The sequence below is a fragment of the Luteolibacter sp. Y139 genome (genome assembly GCF_038066715.1).
GTDB lineage: Bacteria > Verrucomicrobiota > Verrucomicrobiia > Verrucomicrobiales > Akkermansiaceae > Haloferula > Haloferula soli.
Genome location: NZ_JBBUKT010000015.1, coordinates 29346 through 50101, shown reverse-complemented (window position 1 = coordinate 50101; position 20756 = coordinate 29346). Strand labels below are relative to the sequence as shown.

Genomic DNA, 20756 nt, shown 5'->3' with positions numbered 1-20756 from the left:
TTAGAGACCTTTCTGATCTACTGGCTGCCCGCGCGAGAGAGCGCAGCCCGCTGGGCAGCCCGCTTCTTCCTCGCCACTTGCCGGCTGAACCAGGCCGCCACCTCCGCTCCCGCGAGGAAGGCCTGGATCGAAGCCGCGAGCCAAAACAGGAAGACCAGGAAGTTCACACCGCCACCGATGAAGGATCCCCACGCCGAGTAGCGGAAGTAGAGGTCGAGGCCGCCCTTCAGTGAGATCGCGACCAGCGCGGCGAAGGCGGCTCCGGCGAAGGCGTGCCGCCACAGCGGACGCCGCCGCGGCAGCACCTTCATGATCAGCGCGAAGACGAACATCAGCAGCGTGTAGGTGGACAGCCAGCCGAAGCGCTGAACCAGATTCAGCTTCGAGAGCCACGGCGCATCCATCCGTGCAGCCACGAAGGCTGCAAAGGCATCCAGCACCGTGCCCGCAGCCAGCATCACGCCAAACATCAGGATCAATCCCGCGCACAGCGCTCTCGCCGCCAGCTTGCCGAGCCACCGCCGCGAGGGATCGGCCGGCGCGGCCTCGTTCACGATATTGAGCGTCGTGCGTAATTTCGAAAGAACGTGCGAGCCTGCGTAGAGCAGCGTCACCAGCGCGACCACGAAGGCTCCCGGCTGGGACCGCGGAGCGATCCGTGCGCTCTGCAAGATGGCCTCGATCATCCGCGCCATGTCCACCCCGAGCACCGCGGTGAACTTGCTTTCCAGCTCCCCGTGCGCCGCCGTCTCGCCGAGCACCACGCCCGCCACGGTGACCCCGATCAGCAGCAGCGGCGGCAGCGAAATCAGCGCGTAAAAGGCCAGCGCCGCCGCATTGTCCGCATGACGATGCTGCCTCCACCGGCGGGTCATCATCCGGAAGAAGAGGAAAAACCGCAGCTTTCTCATCCGCGACATCACCGGGGATCTAACACCCGGAAAGGCACCCGCGAAAGCCCGGATTCAGCGCAGCCGGAAATCGAGCAGCGGCAGGATCGAGGAATGGTCATCCGTCCACAACGGCGACTTCGGATCGCTTCCAAGAACTTCCCAATTCCCGTGGTCCGGCAAGGACCCGAAATCCTCCAACCGCCGCGCTACAATCATCCAGCGCGAGGGAAACTTGCCAGCCTTCATTTCCTCATCGGTCACGTCTTCGTCGTCTTCGGCGAGGCAGACCAGCCCGGCATCATGGGCGAGATTTGCCACCACCGGCCGGAGATTCAGGTGGAGATTCGAGACGTGGAAGGCGATCCGCCCTCCCGGGGCGAGCTTGCGCAGGTAGAGCTGCAGCGCCTCGCGGGTGAGCAGGTGAACCGGCACCGAGTCGGAGCCGTAGGCATCCAGCACCAGCAGCTCGTAGCGGGCATCCGGAGCCTTCGCCAGCATCAGCCGTGCATCCCCGAGAATGATCGAAACCTTCGCCCGCGAACCGGACAAGTACGAGAAATATCGTGGATCGCTGGCAATCCGCGCGACCACCGGATCGATCTCGTAGAAATCGATTGCCTGCCCCGGCCTTCCATACGCTGCCAGCGCCCCCGCACCGAGCCCCACGGCCCCGACCGGCCCGGTGACGCCCGCGCCGAAGATGCGCCCCAGCGATCCCTCCGGATGATAGTAGCTCAGCGGCACTTTTGGCCGGCTCATGTCCTGCACCCCGTGGATCGTCTTGCCGTGGAAGAGGCTGTGGAATCTGCCATCGTCCTCCACCCGGTGAATCCCGAAGAAGCTCCGCTCGGTCAAGAGCACCCGGCTTCCCCCCTCCCCCGTGAAGCCCGCGACCAATAGCACTCCCGCCAGCCCGAGGGCGAAGCGGATACCGTTCCTCGACAAGAGGAAGCACGTCAATGACGCCACACCGAAGGCAAACATCGGCCCCAGCGGCTTGACCAAAACAAGCGCCAGCACCACCGGCACCACCGCCCAGGCGAGATGGCGACCGGCCTTCCCCGAGGAAATGCCGATCAATGCAGCAGCCACCACCATCAGCGGATACTCGATGACCCGGTCGAAGATCGCCGGCGCGACCAAGGCATTGAATGCCCCGCCCAGGACCCCACCGAACGACATCCAGAAGTAGAACTCTGTTAGAGACTCCGCGCCCGGCCGGTCCTTTGCCAATTCACCATGGCACACCAGCGCCGCGACGAAAAATCCCGCCAGGTGCAACGCCGCCAGCAACGACATCGGCGTCGTCACCACTGTCGCGATCACCATCACCACTCCAACCAGCAACAAGGGCAGCAGCCGCTTCGACGCTTCATGCGGGATCAGCGGGCGTTGCGCGAAGACGATCATGAAGGTCGCCAGATAGAGAGCCAGCGGCAGCACCCACAGCAGCGGCACCGCCGCGATCTCGCTGGAGAGATAGGTCGTCACGCTGAGCATCAGGCTGGACGGCACCAGCGCGCACAGCACCCACCGCAGGCGCCGTTTGCCGGTGATGCGTCCACGTGGCGCTTCCACCTCGGACGACGTTGTTTGCGCGGAACGCCAGCCACAAGCCAACACGCCCACCGCGAGCACGGCATAGCCGATCATCCATCCCCACGCCTGTCCTCTCAGCGTGACATTCGGCTCCACCAGTAGCGGATAGCCGAGCAAGCCGGCGAGGCTGCCGGCATTACTCGCAGCGTAGAGGAAATACGGATCACGAGCATCGGGATCGGCCGTCTTGGAAAACCAATGTTGCAGCAGTGAACTGGTCGCTGAAACGGCGAAAAAGGGCAACCCCACCCCCATCGTGAGCACTCCTATGAGCCACGGAATGGGACTGCTGTCACCCGGAGGCCCGCCATTGCCCGGAACGGCGAACGGCAAGCAAGCGAAGCCCGCCAAAAGAACCAGCGCGTGAATCCCGGGCTGCCACTTTCTTCCCGCCTTCGTCGTCAGCCAGTGCGCGTAGCCATAGCCCGCCAGCAACACCGCCTGGTAGAACACCATCGCCGTATTCCACACGGCCGGTGCGCCGCCGAGCAACGGCAGCACCATGCGGGCGAAGACGAGCTGGATCAGAAACAGCAGCGCCGCGCCAAGAAAGAGGGTTAGGGTGAAAAGAGGCGCACCTCGCCTGAGCATGCCCTTCACTTCACGGAGAAGGGCCTTTGGACAAGCTGTTTTTATCTCCGGGGTTAACTCACCACATTCCCTTCAGGGTCGTGAGGCGCACGGTGGGGACCGTCGCGCTGCCACCCTCGGTGGTCAGCAGCGTCCCCGCCGCCGATGGATGGAGGATCCGCGTGCAGGAAATCTCGCCGTCGTTGACGAACACCTCCAGCGAGGCGCGGTCCACGAGGATCTCCACCTTCTTCACGTCCTCAGGGATCTTGGCGCTCCTGTCATTCACGCGGAGCTCATTCTTGCCCAAGCGCACCGCGGTGCCACGAACATTGAAAACCACCGAGGCATTCGCCGGGATGTCCACCTCGGCTTCAATGCGATAGGCCTCGCCCGTTTCACAAATGGTGGTCACCTCACCGGGGGTGAGCTTTCCGCATGGCACATTCTTGACCTGATCCGCCAGCAGCGAAATCTCGCGCACCGGCTGCCGGAAGATGCGCAGGCCCGCCCGGGTATTCTTCAGCTTCAGCTCGCACGGGAAGGTCACCTGCTGGCTGAAGGGCTGGCCGGGGAAATTCGAGCCGCGCATCCAGGCGAGCTGGATCCGCCGTCCGTCGCCGGTCTCGGTATTGTTGAAGGTCTGCGTGGCGTAGAAAGGGTCGCCGCCGATGTCCATCAGGAAGCGGTCCGTCTCCTCCGTGAACTTCGTCCCGCTGAAGGCGCCTGAGGAATACTTCCCGTCCGCGTGAACCAGCACCCACTTCTTCGTGCTCGTGCCTTCCACCGGCAGCTCGAAAAAATCCGGGCACTCGAAGGCATTGGGAATCGGGTTGTTCTCGTTCTTCCACGAAAGCAGGTTCGTGGACGTGAAGATGTGATACTGGCCGCTGCCATACATCACCATCACCCACTTGTTAGACGGCGCGTGCCAGAAGATCTTGGGATCGCGCTCGGGGAAGACGAAGAGCGGATTCTTCTCGTAGTGCTTGAAGGTGCGTCCGCTGTCGAGGCTGTAGGAAAGACACTGGGTGCGGTTGTCGTTGCGGGACCACACGGCAACCATCGGCGGCTCCTTGCCCGGTTGCCCGAGGCCGGACGTGTTCTTCATGTCCATCACGCAGGAGCCGGACTGCACCGCGCTGTCGAGCTCCTCTTCCCAGAAGGCCGGCGGAAGCTCGGTCCAGTGGACCAGATCCTTGCTCACCGCATGGATCCAGCACTTGTTCCAGCGCTGAGCGAACATGTGATACTCGCCCTTGTAGAAGATCATGCCATTGAGGTCATTCAGCCAGCCTTCCTGCCGCATGCCGGGATTGAGCCGGTCCATCGTCCACTGCCGGGCAGTGAAGTGATACAGCGGGCGCGCCGCTTCCCGATAGACCGGCGTGGTCACCACCGGCAGCACCGCAGGCGCATCCGTCTGCACCAGCTGATCCGCGAGAATGTGGCCCCAGTTACCGCTGGCTTCATCCACCAGCTCGATCTTCGCCTTCTTGCCCGCCCACTTCGTGACATCCCAGCTCGCGGCATACATCGCATCGGAGTTCCTTCCCGTGGCACTCTTCACGATCTCGCCGTCCACCAGCAGGTTCATGCACGCATGGCGCTCGTAGTCGCCGCCGCCGATCTTGAAGGAAATGTATTTCCGCTGGATCTCGAACTCCTGCGAGGTCAAGCGCCCCTGCGGCACATCATTGCCGCCGGTAGTCCCCGAGTTGAAGTTCTCGCTGCACGCGACACCCGAGCCCACCGCATTGGTGATCTCCAGCGTCGCTAGGCTGGCTCCACGCGCCGGCCCCTCATCGAAGGCCGTGCCGTCCTTCCGCCACGCCCCGTAGCCGGCGCTCTCGAAGTCGTTGATGACAATATCGTCGGCACCGAATGCAACGGTGGCGAGCAACGAGTGCATGATGAGGTAGCGGAGGGGCATGGTGGTGAAAGGTCGTTTGAAATTCATCGGGAAAGGATCAGGGGCAGCTTTGCCGGGATTCTTCTGTCTCGCGGAGATCCACACGCACAGGCACCCGGGAATTCCAGGCAGAGAGCAGAACGTCGCTTCAGTAAAGCTGCTATCAACGTTCGGAGATACGGCATCTAACAATCGGCCAGTTCCCGCGCGTCCGGCTCCAGCACGGACAGCTGGTTCTCGCGGACCTTCAGCTTGATCGCGGCTCCATACTCGATGCCACTCACGAACGGCAGCAGCAGCTCCAGCACATCGGGACTCTGGAAGTGCGTTGGCTTCGTATCCGGGTGCGGGTAGTAAATGTAGCCGCGCACCGGAGCACCTTCACCTGCGGTCACCTCGACATCGAAGAACGAAAAGTCCTCCGCTGGCTCAGTGGGATGCCATTGCACCTCGCGCAAGGTTACCGCCGCTTCCAGCACCTGGTAGCGGTTCGGAGCGATGCTGATGTTGATCGTGCCCGGATGGAATTCCGAGAGATCCAGGCCCAGCGCGCGGAAGTGAGGCACCTGCATGCGGATCGTTCCACCGGGAAAGAGCGGATTGCGGTTATTGCCGGAGGCCACTTGATGGCCCGGCACCACCGTGGCGCGCAGGGTCCGCCATCCGGCGGCTTCGGTCGTTTCAGCGGATGGTTTCATCAATGTCTTCGAGTGCGATTTGCTTGGTTTCCGGGAAGGTCATTCCGACGACGATGAGCTGGATCACCATGAAGATCGCGAAGATCCAGAAAGGCAATCCTGCGAGCGGCTGGCCCACACCCCGGGCAACCATCGGGAAGGAATACGAGACGAGCATGGCCATGAACCAGTGCGTGAAGCTGCCGAGCGTCTGGCCCTTGCTCCGCACCACGGTCGGAAAGATCTCGCTGATGAAGACCCAGATCACCGCACCCTGGCCGAAGGCGTGGCAGATCACGAACAACCCGAACAGCCACACCAGCAGCTCCGGCCGGGCTCCCGTCGTGAAGATCAAGGCCACCCCGGCCAAGGCGATGCCGCAGCCCACGGTGCCCCACATCAGCAGTGGCTTGCGGCCGACCTTGTCGATGACCGCCATGCCGAAGAGCGTTGCCAGGATGTTGGCAATGCCAAGTCCTACAGCCTGGAGCGCGCTCGTATTCTTGTCGAATCCGGCCATCGTGAAAATCGTATCCGCATAGTACCACAGCGCATTGATGCCGCCGACCTGGTTGAAGACCGCGATGATAATGGCCAGCATCACCGGCTTGCGGAACTGCGCCGTGAAAAGCGATGCGCTAACCGTGGAACGGTTCGCCGAAAGCGAGCCTTCGATGCTGGCAATCTGGGCATCCACATTCTTCACGCCGAGCCGGCCAAGCGTTTCCGCCGCCTCTTGCCGCATTCCTTTCATCAGCAGCCAACGCGGGCTGCGCGGGATGAAAAATAGGGTCGCAAGGAAAGCCGCGGCAGGCACGGCTTGCACGCCGAGTTTCCATCGCCACTCCTGGTCGCCCAGGTTGAACGTGCCGATCAGATAGTTCGAGAAATAGGCCACCAGCACGCCAAGGACGATGTTCACCTGGAAGCAGGCCACCAACCGTCCACGCCATGATGCCGGTGCGATCTCCGCGAGATACATGGGGCCCAGCACCGAGGATGCGCCTACCGCGAGACCACCAAGAACACGCGCCGCGATGATCATCCACAGATCGGTGGCGAAAGCGCACCCAAGCGCGCAGAGCAGGTAGAAGCCAGCCGTCCACTTGAGGCAGTCGCGCCGGCCGAAGAGGTCGCCGGGTTTCGCAGCGGCCAGCGATCCCACGGTCGCCCCGGCCATGGCTGACGCGGTCATGATTCCCTGCGCCTCCGTCGTGAGCGAAAGCAGCTTCTTCAATTGGTCCTGACAGCCGGAAATGACCGCCGTGTCGAAGCCGAATAGCAGGCCGCCCAGCGCTCCCACCAAGGTGGCACCTATCAATGCCGGACTAATGCCGACCGGTTCTCCGGCAAGGTCGTCGGCGTTCACCGATTCTGGGTTTGAAATCACACCTCAAGCTCAAGCCCGAGCCCTTCCCCGGACAAGAGCCAGCGTTGACACGGTCAATTTTCCAGACATGACTGGATAAAACCTGAGATGACCGCATGAGTGACAAGCAGGCAAAGCACCGTGACGTTTCGAGGATACTGGCCACCGAGATCCTGGCCGGAAAATATGCCAAAACCGGTCGGCTGCCGAGCGAGCTCCAGCTTGCGGAACGGTTCCAGGTTTCCCGCCCTACCATCGGCCGGGCGTTGCTTGCGCTGCGTGATGAAGGGCTGATCGAGCGCCGCGCGGGCTCAGGCACCTATGTCTCCGATCCGCGCACTGGCAGCGGTAGCAGCGCACCTCGTCGGCCTCAGGCAGGCACCCGGCAACTCGGCATGCTGGTGCCGAATCTCCGCCACACCGAGATCTTCGAAACGATCTGCGGCGAGCTTGCCGACCTCGCCCGCGTCCATGATTTCGGACTGTGGTGGGGCGACCAAGGACTGAGCCGCAACCTGAACGAACCCAAGATGACCGTCAGCGAGGCCGAGGAACTCTGTGAGCGCTTCATCGAAAGCGGACTCGCCGGGGTATTCGCCGTCCCCTTCGAGCATCAAGCAGATCGCGATGAAGCGAACCTGCGCATTCTCACGCGGCTCCGACAGGCTGGCATTCCGATCGTCTTGCTCGATCGCGATGCGGTAGGCCTCCCCCGCCGCAGCGAATTCGATCTCGTGGGCGTGGATAATTTCTCCGGCGGCTATCGCCTCGCCGCCCACTTGATCAAGCTAGGCGTGAAGCGCATCGTCTACGTCGCGAAGCCTTACACCGCGTCCACCGTGGATCTGCGAATCGCGGGCGCACAATCCGCCATGTTTGCCCAGGGCATCGATGTCCCGAGGGACTTCGTCCGCATCGGCGATCCGCTCGACCAGAAGTTTGTCCGCACCATAGTGCAGAGCGGCAGGATCGAGGCGATCATGTGCACCAGCGATCACATCGCCGCGCAACTGCTGCAAACACTGAACCGCCTGCGCGTAAAGGTGCCGGATGACGTGCGACTGGTCGGCTTCGACGACGTCCGCTTTGCCAACCTGCTCACCATCCCGCTGACCACCATGCAGCAGCCCTGCCGCGATATCGCCCTGACGGCTTTCAACTGCATGCTCGAGCGGATCTCTAACCCCTCCCTGCCGCCGCGAAACATCATGCTCTCGCCGCAGATGATCGTGCGTGAAACCTGCGGCGCTTACCAAGGCTCGTCCCGCAGCGGGAGCAAGTAGGGGAGGCGGAGCGACACGATTGAAAACGGCACCCGAGAGTCTCGAGAGCCGGCATGCTGTCATGGCTGCACTCAAAAGCGGTCGTGACAGAATCGTGCAAGGGGCACGGGCTTTCCGGTTGTTGCGCCTTTGGGTGCCGGGGTAGCTGGCATAACCCATCGGATGGAGAGTGATCGTGATGATCCTGCCGCCGTCCGGTGTCCGGTTCGAAAAACCGCGACCCCGAGTCCATGAAAAAACCAACTCAGTCCTACCTCCCTTTGACCCCGCTCGCCTTTGGCGTGGCCTTATTGATTCCCTTGGCAACCCATGCCGCACCGATGGCCTATGAAGGCTTCGACTATCCCGCAGGCTCAGGCAGCCTGACCGGCAAGGCCGGTGGCTCCGGCTGGAACGGCGCTTGGCAAACGGTGAGCAACGCCAGCTCCGATGTCTCCGCCGCTGGTCTCACCGCATCCGCCAGCGCCCCGGCAGGCTACGACCTCCGCTCGCTCGGCCGCGCCTCGTTCCTGCCGAATGGCCGCCGCGTCGGCCGCAAGCTGGATATCACCGCCACCGGCCCTTTCGGCAGTCGCGGCTACGTGAACGCCAGCAATGTCATCGGCGCGGATAACAAGACCATTTACCTCAGCTTTCTCCAGCAAGCGAACGGCACCTCGAACTACTACGAGTTCGAGTTTCACCGCGGCAACCTCGGCGACGCGGGACGCATCGGCGGTATCGGCAATGACCAGGGCGGCACCAACGTCAACCTGCGTGCACCGAACGGCACCCACACCGCGATCGGCGCGGGCGATACCAATGTGAACTTCTACGTTGTCCGCATCGACTTCAAGAACGGCAACGACGACGTCTACGTCTACCGCAATCCCACATCCCTGACCGAACCTGCCTCCCCCACGCTCATCCGGCTTGGTGCAGCGGACATGTCCTTCGATGGCATCTCCTTCGGCGCCTTCAACAACAGCCGCACCGTCGCCCATGATGAAGTCCGCATCGGCGAGACTTGGGCGGACGTGACCGTTCCTCCCAATGCGGCACCGGTGATCGTCAAGCAACCGCGGGCCGCCACCCAGGCCTACGCCGGCTCCACCGTGGTGCTCACCACGGACGTCACCGCCCAACCGCTGCCGACCTACCAGTGGTACAAAGGCAGCGATCCACTCGGCGGCGAGACCAACGCGACGCTTACGCTGGGCAATGCCCAACCCTCTAACAGCGGTGCCTACCATCTGGTAGCCACCAATTCCCAAGGCAACGCCACTACCACCGATGCACAGGTCACGGTGGAGACTGCACCCGCCGGATTGCTCGCCTACGAGGGCTTCGACTATGATACAGGTCCCGGCGCCACCGTCGCCAAAACCGGCGGCCTCGGCTGGGGGGCCGCGTGGACCAATGTCTCCGGCGGCGGTTCTGACATCATCGGCGCCAGCCTCGTCGCCGGCACCAATGCTCCCAACGGCCACGACCTGCTCTCGCACGGAAACGCCTCCTTCGTCCCCAATGGCCAGCGTGACGGACGCTTGCTCGATGCCACCACCGGCGGCCGCTTCGGCACCGCTGGCTACGTCGATGGCAGCGGCAACATCGGCGCCGATGGCAAGACGATCTACATCAGCTTCCTCCAGCAGCCGGACGGCACCACCAAGTTTTTCGAGTTCGAGTTCCACCGCGGCAATCTCGGCGACCCCGGACGCATCGGCGGCATCGGCAATGACACCGGCAACGCCACCATCTCGCTCCGCGCGCCGAATGGCACCCAGACCGTCATCGGCGCCGGCAGCACCGGCGTGAACTTCTACGTCGTGCGCATCAACTTCAAGGCCGGCAATGACGACGTCCTCGTCTATCAGAATCCCGTCTCGGCCACCGAGCCCGGCGTCCCCACGCTCACCCGGCTGGCCGCGGCCGACATGTCCTTCAATGGCATTTCGCTCGCCGCCTTCGACGGCACCCGCACCGTGAAGCACGATGAAATTCGCATCGGCCAGAGCTGGTCGGACGTCGTCTTCGGCACCAGCCGCCGCAATCTTACCTGGGTCGGCGATGGCACCACCAACGCGTGGAATTTCCTCACTCCGAATTGGAATGACGGCGTGGCCGCCACCACCTTCGCCGACGGCGATCCGGTGAGCTTCGGCAACACCGGCTCGGCAACTCCCGCCGTGAATGTCAGCACGAACGTCTCCACCGCTTCGTTCACCGTGGATAGCAGTTCCAACAACTACACCTTCGGTGGCACCGGCACGATCACATCCTCCGGCGGCCTGCACAAGCTGGGCGCCGGCTCGCTCACGCTGACCTCCCCCCTGTCCTCCGGCAGCTCGTTGCTGTTGGACGCTGGCGAGGTCGCGCTCAATGGCACCTCCACGGTCTCTGGAAACCTCGTGCTCATCGGAGCCTCGGGCAATCTCACCCTCGGTGGGAACAATACCTTCACCGGCAGTCTGCTCGATAGCGGCTCGGCCATCCGCAGCTTCACGGGCACGAGCAGCTTCGGCGGCATCACCACCACCAATGCCACGCTGAGCTTCACCGGCACCACCAACTTCACCGGCGGCGGTGCGACCATCTGGCTCGGCAATATCACCGGCGCCCACACCACCGCCACCATCGAGCCCGGTGCCGTCATCAATGTCACCGGCAGCTACGTTGACGATCTCGTTTTCGGCCGCGATGGCGGCTCCGCGGCAGTCGTTCAAAACGGCGGCACCTTCACTTACACTCCCGCCAACCGCGCCAACGCCTTCATCGGCGCCAGCGGAGCGAACACGGGCACCGCCTCCAGCTACCAGATGAACGGCGGCACGCTGAATATGCCAAACATCAAGCTCGGCCTCGCCCTCGGAGGCACCAGCGCCGGTGTCACCGGCAGCTTCACGCAAGCCGGCGGCTCCGTCTCCGTCCGCCAGCTGGAACTAGGCTCCACCTTTGGCTTCGGCACCGCCACCTGCACGCTGAATGGCGGCACCTTCACCATCGGCACCGGCGGCATCACCACCACCAGCGGACTCTACACCTTCGCTCTCGGCGGCAGCACCATCAGTGCCGCCGCGGACTGGCAGTCACCGCTGGCCATCGCCCTGACCGGCACCGGCGGCAATACCACCTTCGACACCGCCGGCCACACCATCCGCCTCACGGGCGCCCTCGATGGCACCGGCGGCCTCGTGAAGACCGGCGCCGGCACGCTCATCCTGAATGGCCTCAATTCCTTCAGCGGAACGACGGCCGTCCAGGCAGGCACGCTCGGCGGCAATGGCAATAGCGACAACTCCGCCCTGACCGTAGCCTCGGGCGCCACCCTTGCCCCTGGTGATGCGGACACGGCTGTCTTCTTCTGCAGCTCGGCCGACCTCGCCCCGGGCTCGACCCTCCATGTGAAGATCGATGGCGAGTTCAGCAGCGCCGACCAGGTCCAATCCTTCGGCACCATCGATATCGCGGGCGCGACGCTCACGCTCGGTGAAATCGGCGCGAGCACCCTGTCGACGGGAACCGAGTTCGCCATCGTCGATGCTTCCGGGGGAGTCACCGGCACGTTCGCCAGCTTGCCGGAAGGTGCCACGATCAGCTCTGGATTGAACTCTTTTGTAATCCACTACACCCCGTTCCAAGTGCAGCTCGTCTCCACTTCCGCGGCCAGCCCCTATCTCGTCTGGGCCACGTCAAAGGGCCTCGATGGCTCTCCCGGCAAGGAGAATGGCTTCAATGATGATCCGGAGAAAGACGGCATCGCCAATGGCCTCGAGTGGGTGCTCGGCGGGAATCCACTCGTGACGGACAATACGCCCCTCATCACGGTCACTGGCGACGGCAGCCAAGGACTCACCCTCGAGTTCGACCGCGACGAAACCTCCATCGGAGAAGTCGATGCGACCGTCCAGTGGGCCGCCACTCTCAATGGCACTTGGACCGATGTGCCCATCACCCAGAGCGGCGGCTCCTACGCGGGCGGCATCACCGTCACGATCGATGAGGAAACCACGCCCGATCACGTGATCGTCACCATCCCGGCATCCAATGCGCCGACCGGGAAACTGTTCGCCCGGATCACGGCCACCACCACCGAGTAAGCACCCCTTCACGCGCCGCCCGCCTCCTCAGCGGGCGGCAAAGTGTCCTCCCCGACTTGGTCCTCTTCTCCGGCAACCGCAGCTCCCGAGGGCAACCGCCTTTTCTTCTCCGGCATGGGTTCGCCGGAAAAAACGGCGGTAGGTTCCGGAGAAGAGGTCCCTCGTTTCAACTCACGGCGCTTTTCTAACAGCACCCTCTTGCTTGACCGGCTCGGTCGGCCGCACCGCCTGCAGGATCACGACCGCACTGCTGCAGCCCCACGCATGCCTCGTTCCCTCGGGCGTCGGCTTCGGCCAGGCACACCAGGAGAGATTGTCGTCCACCCGCCGCGCTTGCCAGGCGGCCTCGGCATTCTTCTGCAGCCATGGCTCGAAGGTCGCCTGTTGCTTCTGGTCCCTCATGTAGCGGGCGATCCATCGCACGCCGATCCCATTGAATCCACCGCCATCGCCCGCCTCTCCGGACGCCGGCAGATAACCATCCTTGCACATGCTGTTCATCGTGAAGGCAGCCGCCAGCTGCGCATCGCTGTTGTAACCGAGCAAGTTCGCCGCTCCGACGAAGGTCCCCTGATTGTAGGTGAGTGCGAAGGCACCCACCTTGCCACTCTTCTGGATGTTATCGGAGACCTTTCCCGTCTTCTCGTCGAACAGCGTCTTTCGCTCCCACAGGAACAGCTCCTTCGCCTTGGTCGTATAGGCGTGATTCTTCGTCGCCTGCCCCAGCAGGAAAGCCGCGATTGCTCCGGGGCCATTCACGCAGGCGTTCTTCGACTTGTTGTCGGTCTTCCACCACAGGCCACCGCCGAGGTCATCCGAGATCGCCCTCTTGTAGCAGAGGTCGAAGTTCGCCTTCGCCACCGAGAGATACTCGGGATTCTTCGTGATCAGGTATCCCCTCGTGCAGGCGATGACCATCCACATGATGTCATCGTTGAAATCGTTGCGCTCCCAGGTTTCCCCATGCTTGGCGATGAATCCCTTGAGCAACTCGTCGAACATCGCGAGCTGCTTCTTGCTCTGGGTGCGGGCGTAAACATCCAGCACCATTTCCAGCATCTCCGCCTGCATCCAGAAGTCCGCCCTGTTGTCTCCATCCGACTTCTTGAGGTGCCACCCTTTGCCATTCTCCACTCGATAGAAGGTCTTCGTATGGGCCTCGAAAATCGCATCCGAATCCGCCGTGGTGAATGCCTGCAAATGGCCGCCCGCCAGTGCGAAGCTAGTCGCTGCAATACAAGGGATCCGGATGGTTCGTATCATTGTCACGCCTGACGGGAGTTGAAAGCCGCTCTCATGGGCCGAGCGATTGAACTCCGGGAACGGTGGCGAGGGGAAATTCTTTCAGCGCTTTGGAGGAAGCACCGGGACACCTACCCACTCCGGTAGCTCCTCCAGCACTTCCCGGGCGAGTTCCAGCATTCTCTGGCGACCCTCCAGAAAATAGCTCGATGCGATCCCGGTCATCCCGAGCAACTCCTCCATTCCCTCCCTGCCCTGACGATCCCCGTAAAACGTCCTGTCCAGGTATTCGCGTCTTCGCTCGGGATCGGTGAGTTGCAGGGCCGTCTCGAAAATCTCGTTCTCGAGGTCGAGCGAGTCGGCTTCATGGATGGCTTCTCTCATGATCCGGCGATTCGTGAGCTTGCTTCACTTGCTCCCGATCAGGGGCGACAGCGGCAGCGGATACACTTCCGCATCACCCGGGTGTCGGTCGGTTGAACTCAGATACTTGACCACCGCCTCCGTGCGCGTTCGCACACTCAGCTTGGCGTAAATATTCTTCAGGTGATAGCGCACCGTGTCACAACTCACGGCAAGCCGGTCCCCGATCTCCTTGTTCACCAGCCCGCTCGTCAGACATCCGAGGATCTCTTCTTCCCGCGGCGTGAGGAGATCACTGAGACTGCGGGCTTCTGTCCTCCATAAGGATTGAACGACCTTGCGGGCGACTTCGCCGGTCATCGGCGCGCCACCGTCCACCAGATCCAACACCCCCTGCACGATCGCCGAATGATCGCGGTGCTTGAGAAGATATCCTCCCGCTCCAGCCTGAAAGGCACGCGATACCGACTGTTCCGCGCTTTGCGACGAGTATATCAACACCTGGGTCTCCCGGAGAATCCGCTTGAGGCGGACCGTGCACTCGATGCCGCAGATCCCGGCAAGGCCCAGGCCCATGATCACCACGTGCGGTCGCGCCTGTGGAATCCTCTCCAAGGCATCCTCGCCGCTGGTCGAGGCACAGACACAACGCAGGTTTCCTGCTTCATTGATGAGCTGCTGAAGCTCGGACAGGATCCCTCGATTGCTTTCCACGATCCCGACGTGAATCGGCGTTCGAAAAAGGTTCATTGGCTTGCTGCAGGTGAAAGTCACGTCATAGCTCTCATCCAAGGATGGCGGCCCGGTAACCCGGCCGGGCCGCCACTACGCTTCCTGAATGACCTCGTTCAGGAAAACCCCTGGAAACTCGTCATGTGGCGAGCCTCGTTGTCGGCTCGCTCGCGTGTGAGTGGTTCACTTCAATTTTGACGATCTTCACCCGGTCATTGGTCGCTCACACGGATGAATGCCTTCGCGTTGTTCATCACCGCGGCGGGAACGGTGACGGTTACTGTCTCGATCGGATCACCGTTGTTGGAAACGACCGCCGTCGGTGTGAAGGAAGTCCAGCCACTGAGATTCGTGCTGAATTCGTAGCTGTAGTTGAGGCCGGTCAGCGACGGCTTGCGGCGGGTATAGCTGAATTGCCCCGTGGCTTTGTCGAGGGTCGAGACCATCGGACTGAGGGAGGCGCCGCTATTCGGAGTGAGGCCGAAGGAGTATTCCTTCGCATTGCTCACGCCATCTCCATCCGGATCGCCCGCTGCCGTCGTATCCGCACCGGGAGCGAAGGTGAACCCGCCGATCCAGTTGCCATAGTCCGTTCCACCGGTAACCACCAGCCTCAGCGTCTTGCCATCCGGCGAGATCTCCAGCGTGCCACCGGCAAATCCCGAGCGATCCGGAAGTCCCGTGATCGTTCCCGTCGTGGTGGTGACCAGATTGTAGGTTCCGGCAGCAGGCGCTGACAGCGCAGTCAGATTCAGGACCGAAGCCACGGCATGGGTGAGCGAGCCGGTGATGGTCTGCGGCACCTGGGCCTCCGGAGTCGCAGCAAGCGCCAGCGAATGGATGCCTCCCGTCGCGATGGTGACACTTCCGCCAATCGACCCATTTCCGCCAAGGGTGCCGCCCGTCGCCACGGTGACCGCGCCTGTAGAGAGGCTCCCGTTCAGCACCAGAGTCCCCGCGTTTACCGTGGTGGTACCCGTGTAGGTATTCACGCCCGCGAGCGTCCACGTGCCTGCGTCCACCTTATCAACGCTGAGCACTCCCGCTCCACCGAAGTTGTTGCTGATGACGCCGCTGACGTCACCGCTGCCAGCACCACCGAGGAAGATACGGCGGTTAGTACCGGCATTGATGATGCCGATCGTCCCCGTGAAATGCAGCGTGCTGCCGCTGTCCACCCGCACCAGCGTGCCACCACCACCGCTGGTGAGGCTCACGGTTCCGCTCAAGGTATTGTTTCCCGACAGATTCCGGATCGCTCCCGGCGCGGCAGGATTGAGGTCCACCACGTTGTTAGACGCGACACCTGTCCCCTGCCCCGAGGTCACCAGCGGCTCCGCCACGGTGATGCCACCCTGCAATTGCAGCGAGCCACCGGTGCTCACATTCGTATTGCCAGCCGGTGTTCCCAAGGCCGTGTTATTCGCGAGGACCAGAGCGCCGCCGACGACGTTCCCGACATCCGTGAAGGTGTTCGCCCCGGTCAGGATCTGGGTGCCAGCATTGCTCTTGTAGAATCCAAGGCCGCCCGCCCCGCCATTCGCCAGGAGGCCGGTGAAAGTGAAGCTGCCTTCCGTCGGATTCGAGTAGAACCAGCGCGAACCAGCGCCTCCATTGGTGACGGTGCCGCTTCCGGTGAGGCCCGCGGCCGTGAAGTCTCCGGAATCGGCCGCGGCCACCCCGGTGCGATTGATCTGCAGTTCACCCGCGGCAACATTCAGCACGCCGGTGACTGTGCTGTTGGCGATATTGTTCGCGAATCCGGTCACCTCCAGCTTGCCGGGGCCTTGCTTGGTGAAGCCCTGGCCGAACGTCGTGAGTCTGCCCACCGTGAGCGTCCCCGCCGCAATCGTGACCGTCCTGTTAGATCCCTCGCCGCCCGTCACCACCAGGCCGCGTCCCATGTCGAGATTCTGGCTGCCGGTGAACGTGAAGTCGGTGTTCCAATTCTGCGGGACGGCGTTCGTCATCACCAACGCCGCGCCGCTCGTATTGTCGATGCCACCGCCATAGATGGCCAGCGGACCGGTCCCGAGCGCCGACGCATGATTGATATTGAGCATCCCCGCCTCGAGATTGGTGCCACCGGAGTAGGTATTGCCCGTCGCGAGGGTCAAGGCACCCGCACCCTCCTTGGAAAGGTTCGTGATCCCGCTGATCGAACCGCTGCCCGTAAAGGTGTAGGGATTGACGGTATTGGTGACCACGACTGATGCCGGACTGACAACGCCGCTGATCGTGACCGTGCTTGCCGCCGGACGTTCATTGAAGGTCACGCTGTCACCATCATAGTAGCTCGGCGCGCCGCTCCATCCACCGGTGCCGATTGCCCACGTGCCATCGGTCGAGTTCCACGTCAGGTCATTGACCGTCACCGTGCCCACCACTTGGGAATTCGCCACATCGTTTTGCGGCGTGATCCGGAAGTTGGAAGTTAGATTTCCAAGGGACTGCACGCCACCCGCACCGTATTTGAAGAGGACCGTCTGCTGTCCGTAGCTCGGAGTGCCGTTGAACGTGAGCTTGGTAGCGCCGGCAAAGTTGACCCCGTTGGCTTGGAAAGCCGGATCGAAGGTCGCCGCGGAAAAGGTCGATCCGGCGTTCATCGTCAGCGAACCCGTCGTGGAACCCGCGCCCGTGAGAGTCGCCGAGGCGTTGACGGTGATGTTCGAAGTGAGGGAGCCGTCCAGTTGGAGGGTGCCAGCGTTCACGGTGGTGGCACCAGTGTAGGTATTCGCTGCCGTGAGGGTCGTGCTACCCGATCCTGCCTGAATGAACGAACCAGCTCCAGTGATGGCTGCGGCGCTGAAATCCGTGCCCTGCACCGTCGCGTTGCTCCGGTTGATCGTGAGGTTCGCGTCATTGACGATGGCACTGGCCGTGGCGAGCTTCCCCGTGGTGCCGCCGTTGCCCAACTGCAAGACGCCACCGCTGATCGTCATGCCGCCCGTGAAGTTGTTCAGCGAGCTGGTCAGGAGGAGCGTGCCGGCTCCCGTCTTGGTGATGGCATTGGTGTTCGCTGTGAGATTGTTGGTCGTGCCATTCTGCGTGATGGTGCCGCTCGCGATCGGCGCGCTGATCCACGCCGTGCCCGCCACGTTGAAGTTGCCGGAAGTTCCCAGGATCAGGTTCACCGTGTTCGGCACGATCCCATCGGCCTTGAATCCGGAGATCGCCAGATTCGCACCGGTAGCAACATAGAGCAGGTCCGCCGCATTGCCGGACGTCGAGTTGCCTCCGCTCAGCGTGACCGGTGCCGCGGTGCCTTGGTTGCCATTGAAAAGGGTGATCGGCGTGGCCGTGTTGAGGAGGTTGATCGATCCCGTATTGATCGTGTTTCCCATGCCAAACCTGCCCGCCACGAAGTTGTTCGCGTAGTTCGCGGTCGTGGTGAAAACGATGTCGCGGGTAGCGGCAGGCACCAGGTTCTGGTCATAGGTCGTGGCCACCTGCAGGCCGGCATCGAGAGCCAGCGCCGTTTTCACATTCAGTGCGGTGTTGGCATGTGCTCCGGTGGAGCCAGCGAAGGAAATCATCACCACCGCTGCGGGGGACAGTGGCGAAAAACGGAGGAAGGGGTTGTTTCTACGGACTTTCATTGTGGGGTCTTGGGTTCTGAAGAAGCAGCGGAAAGGCTTCGCACTGGGCTGCGAAGGGCTGCTGTCCGACAACTTCCCGCCCACTTCGGAATTCTGACAAACCGCCGCGTTTATTTTTCCCGGTGAACTTTTTTTGTCAGGATCCCCCGCAACGCGTGAATAAGAGCTGAATATGGCCGAAGCCTTTGATCTCGAAAAACACCTCGATGACATCCTCGGCGGACAGACCGATGCCTTCCTCGGCATTGTCCGCGAGTATGGTCCATCGTTGCGCACGTTTCTCGGCACGCAGCTCTTCCATCTGAATGATCTCGATGATCTCGCTCAGGAGGTATTCATCGTCGCCTACGAACGGCTTCCCACTTTTGTCAGGAGCGAGAATTTCGGAGCCTGGCTGCGTGGCATCGCCCGCAACAAGCTACGGCATCACTACGAGCGCACCTCACGCCGCACCGGAGCGCTGGAGCTTTTCCAGCGGGAGGCCGTCAATCTCCTCGAAGCCGATCTCGACACCGCCGCCAGCCGAACGAAGGAAGTGCATCTCGAAGCCCTGTTAGGCTGCATCGGTAAATTGCCAGACCGCATGCGCCGGGTGATACGAGGCTGGCTTGACCAAGAAAAGGCTCTCGCCTTAGCCCGGGAGATGGCGCTTTCCGTGCCTAACATCTATCAGATCCAGCACCGGGCCTCGGCACTGCTGCGGGACTGCGTTGAAAGGAATTTGTCCCATGGATCCTGACCTGCTCGATGCCGTGGCCGCGTGGCAAGGCGGTGAATTGCCGCCAGGAAGGGCCGACGCCTTGCTCGCGCGGCTGGAACAAGACGCGGAGTTCCGAGCCGCCTTCACCGGGGAAATCTGGATGCTGTCCCTCGCGCGCGTCGCCCAGGCCCCCGAGCCCCGCTGGCTGGAGCTATGCGAAAGGTTGGGCATCGTCCACGAGCCGGCAGGTTCGCAGCAGGCGCTGGAAAGCCGCGTGATGACCGCCGTCAGCAAGCAACCCTTCCGTCTCGTCCAGAGCTGGTGGCGCTTGGCCGCCGTCGGCGCAGCCTCGGTCGCGGTGATGCTCTGCATCCTCCTCCTCTGGCGAAAACCAGCGGACTCGCCTCTTGAGCCGCCACCACTTGCCCAACTGCTCCTGGCGGATTCCCCTCAATGGGCCAATGCACGCCCTCCCCAACCGGGAGACCTGCTCAGGCAAGGACGGCTGCAGTTGCAATCCGGCCGGGTCACGCTGCTCTTCAACAAGGGCGTGCTGCTCACGATAGAAGGCCCTGCGGATCTCGAGTTGGCCGCCTTCAACCGCGTGATCTTTCACCGCGGCAAGATCCGCACGAATGTGCCGATGGGAGCGGAGGGATTCTGCGTCGAAACCCCGCGCGGCACCGCGACCGACCTGGGAACAGAGATGGGCGTGACCGTGGCCGATGACGGCGCCACGCAAGTCGGCGTCTTCAAAGGCTCGGTGCTCGCCGCTCTAAAGCAACCGGAACAGGACGGCGTGCGCACCCAGGTTCTAAAGCCAAGCGAAGCCGTCCGCATGCTTCCCAGCACCGGAGAGTTCGAACCCTCCGGCATGAATGATTTCCCCGCCGCCCCGGAAATCCCGCTGCCGCCACTTCCTCTTAGTGATGACTATGCTGGCGCCATCCTCGCCGCGAAGCCGAAGCACTACTGGCGACTCGATCGCAGCGACGCCGACGGGCTTATCCCGAATGAAATCGCCGGCGGCATGGCGCTGCAATCGGTGGGAGCCGTCAAACTGCTGCCGGATGAACGAGGCCATGTCAGCGCAAGACTCGGCCACGAGGAAGGTCCCGCCGGCCTTGTCGCAGAGCAGCCGTGGACCATGATACGGGCCGGTTCGGCAGTGGAAATGTGGTTCGCCACCACCGACTGCGGGCACGCCACTTTGGCATCGTTCGCTCCAGATGCCGGAAGCTCGCGGCAATTCAGCCTGCTGGAGTTTGCCACGCAGTATCCGGACTTCGTCGTCCCTGCCGGCCGCCAGGAAGCAGGCACCTCATCTTCTCCAGCCGGCTCGCTGGCCCCGGGCCGCATGCGTTATCTGATGCGTGCGACGGCCATGAGCACCGAGGGCGTGAATCTGATTTCACAACCTGGCACCCTCCCCTTCGTCTGGCACCATGTCGTCGCCCAACGGCAGGAACGCGAGATGTCCATCCATGTCGACGGAGTCCGCCTCGCCTCCGGGGTCTGCGATGAGGTGGCTCCGCAAACTCCTGTTGCCCTGCTCTTCGGCTACTCCGTCGGCTACACCACCACCGAAGCCGACTCAAAGCCATGGCGCCAGCTTCACGGCCGCCTCGCGGAGATCGCAATCTACGATCGTGTACTAACCCCGGAAGAAATCCGCCAGCACGCCGCGCTCGGAGGAAAGCAACGTTGAACCGCCCAATCACCAAAGACGGCTAAGGAA

13 protein-coding genes are annotated in these 20756 nt (G+C 62.6%); 4 read left to right on the top strand and 9 right to left on the bottom strand.

All coding sequences use genetic code 11. The features are described from left to right. Positions 1–17 precede the first annotated feature (17 nt). From WKV53_RS25965 to WKV53_RS25945, 5 genes are all read right to left on the bottom strand, one after another. A complete protein-coding gene (locus tag WKV53_RS25965) occupies positions 18–920 on the bottom strand; it encodes a YihY/virulence factor BrkB family protein (protein WP_341407755.1) in 903 nt (300 codons plus the stop codon). Between the two features lie 45 nt (positions 921–965). Further along, positions 966–3083: a fused MFS/spermidine synthase gene (locus WKV53_RS25960; protein ID WP_341407856.1), complete on the bottom strand. Its 2118-nt coding sequence runs from the start codon at positions 3081–3083 to the stop codon at positions 966–968. Between the two features lie 58 nt (positions 3084–3141). Beyond that, on the bottom strand, positions 3142–5022 hold the full coding sequence (locus tag WKV53_RS25955; protein WP_341407754.1) for a glycoside hydrolase family 32 protein: 1881 nt from the start codon (positions 5020–5022) through the stop codon (positions 3142–3144). Positions 5023–5159: 137 nt separating this feature from the next. Next, positions 5160–5672 (bottom strand): hypothetical protein, encoded by a 513-nt coding sequence (locus tag WKV53_RS25950; RefSeq protein WP_341407753.1) that lies wholly within the window; start codon positions 5670–5672, stop codon positions 5160–5162. Continuing rightward, on the bottom strand, positions 5656–7020 hold the full coding sequence (locus WKV53_RS25945) for a sugar porter family MFS transporter (RefSeq protein ID WP_341407752.1): 1365 nt from the start codon (positions 7018–7020) through the stop codon (positions 5656–5658). Before WKV53_RS25945 ends, WKV53_RS25950 begins: the two co-directional genes overlap by 17 nt. Before the next feature lie 116 nt (positions 7021–7136). Here WKV53_RS25945 and WKV53_RS25940 point away from each other — a divergent pair, with 116 nt between their 5' ends. Both WKV53_RS25940 and WKV53_RS25935 read left to right on the top strand, forming a co-directional pair. Further along, positions 7137–8303, top strand: a complete 1167-nt coding sequence (locus WKV53_RS25940; protein WP_341407751.1) for a substrate-binding domain-containing protein — start codon at positions 7137–7139, stop codon at positions 8301–8303. 230 nt (positions 8304–8533) lie between these two features. Next, positions 8534–12382, top strand: a complete 3849-nt coding sequence (locus tag WKV53_RS25935; protein ID WP_341407750.1) for a beta strand repeat-containing protein — start codon at positions 8534–8536, stop codon at positions 12380–12382. Between the two features lie 171 nt (positions 12383–12553). On the opposite strand, the gene WKV53_RS25930 is transcribed toward WKV53_RS25935, so the two are convergent. The 4 genes from WKV53_RS25930 to WKV53_RS25915 all read right to left on the bottom strand — a co-directional run bounded on the left by WKV53_RS25930 (position 12554) and on the right by WKV53_RS25915 (position 18318). Next, entirely contained in the window at positions 12554–13645 is a 1092-nt protein-coding gene (locus WKV53_RS25930) for a glycoside hydrolase family 76 protein (RefSeq protein WP_341407749.1), read from the bottom strand. An 81-nt stretch (positions 13646–13726) separates the two neighbouring features. Next, positions 13727–14008 (bottom strand): hypothetical protein, encoded by a 282-nt coding sequence (locus WKV53_RS25925; protein WP_341407748.1) that lies wholly within the window; start codon positions 14006–14008, stop codon positions 13727–13729. A 24-nt stretch (positions 14009–14032) separates the two neighbouring features. Continuing rightward, the gene (locus WKV53_RS25920) at positions 14033–14737 is read right to left on the bottom strand and encodes a LuxR C-terminal-related transcriptional regulator (RefSeq protein ID WP_341407747.1); all 705 of its coding nucleotides are present in this window, start codon (positions 14735–14737) and stop codon (positions 14033–14035) included. A gap of 194 nt (positions 14738–14931) precedes the next feature. Then, positions 14932–18318, bottom strand: coding sequence for a beta strand repeat-containing protein (locus WKV53_RS25915; RefSeq protein ID WP_341407746.1), 3387 nt, complete (start codon positions 18316–18318; stop codon positions 14932–14934). Positions 18319–18490: 172 nt separating this feature from the next. Here WKV53_RS25915 and WKV53_RS25910 point away from each other — a divergent pair, with 172 nt between their 5' ends. Together WKV53_RS25910 and WKV53_RS25905 are read left to right on the top strand one after the other, a co-directional pair. Then, positions 18491–19057: a sigma-70 family RNA polymerase sigma factor gene (locus WKV53_RS25910; RefSeq protein ID WP_341407745.1), complete on the top strand. Its 567-nt coding sequence runs from the start codon at positions 18491–18493 to the stop codon at positions 19055–19057. Then, on the top strand, positions 19047–20726 hold the full coding sequence (locus WKV53_RS25905) for a LamG-like jellyroll fold domain-containing protein (protein ID WP_341407744.1): 1680 nt from the start codon (positions 19047–19049) through the stop codon (positions 20724–20726). Before WKV53_RS25910 ends, WKV53_RS25905 begins: the two co-directional genes overlap by 11 nt. Positions 20727–20756 lie beyond the last annotated feature (30 nt).

Coding starts and splice junctions, on each gene's coding strand:
- WKV53_RS25965 (WP_341407755.1), bottom strand. CDS start 920: ATGTCGCGGATGAGAAAGCTGCGGTTTTTCCTCTTCTTCCGGATGATG.
- WKV53_RS25960 (WP_341407856.1), bottom strand. CDS start 3,083: ATGCTCAGGCGAGGTGCGCCTCTTTTCACCCTAACCCTCTTTCTTGGC.
- WKV53_RS25955 (WP_341407754.1), bottom strand. CDS start 5,022: ATGAATTTCAAACGACCTTTCACCACCATGCCCCTCCGCTACCTCATC.
- WKV53_RS25950 (WP_341407753.1), bottom strand. CDS start 5,672: ATGAAACCATCCGCTGAAACGACCGAAGCCGCCGGATGGCGGACCCTG.
- WKV53_RS25940 (WP_341407751.1), top strand. CDS start 7,137: ATGAGTGACAAGCAGGCAAAGCACCGTGACGTTTCGAGGATACTGGCC.
- WKV53_RS25935 (WP_341407750.1), top strand. CDS start 8,534: ATGAAAAAACCAACTCAGTCCTACCTCCCTTTGACCCCGCTCGCCTTT.
- WKV53_RS25930 (WP_341407749.1), bottom strand. CDS start 13,645: ATGATACGAACCATCCGGATCCCTTGTATTGCAGCGACTAGCTTCGCA.
- WKV53_RS25925 (WP_341407748.1), bottom strand. CDS start 14,008: ATGAGAGAAGCCATCCATGAAGCCGACTCGCTCGACCTCGAGAACGAG.
- WKV53_RS25920 (WP_341407747.1), bottom strand. CDS start 14,737: ATGAACCTTTTTCGAACGCCGATTCACGTCGGGATCGTGGAAAGCAAT.
- WKV53_RS25915 (WP_341407746.1), bottom strand. CDS start 18,318: ATGAAAGTCCGTAGAAACAACCCCTTCCTCCGTTTTTCGCCACTGTCC.
- WKV53_RS25910 (WP_341407745.1), top strand. CDS start 18,491: ATGGCCGAAGCCTTTGATCTCGAAAAACACCTCGATGACATCCTCGGC.
- WKV53_RS25905 (WP_341407744.1), top strand. CDS start 19,047: ATGGATCCTGACCTGCTCGATGCCGTGGCCGCGTGGCAAGGCGGTGAA.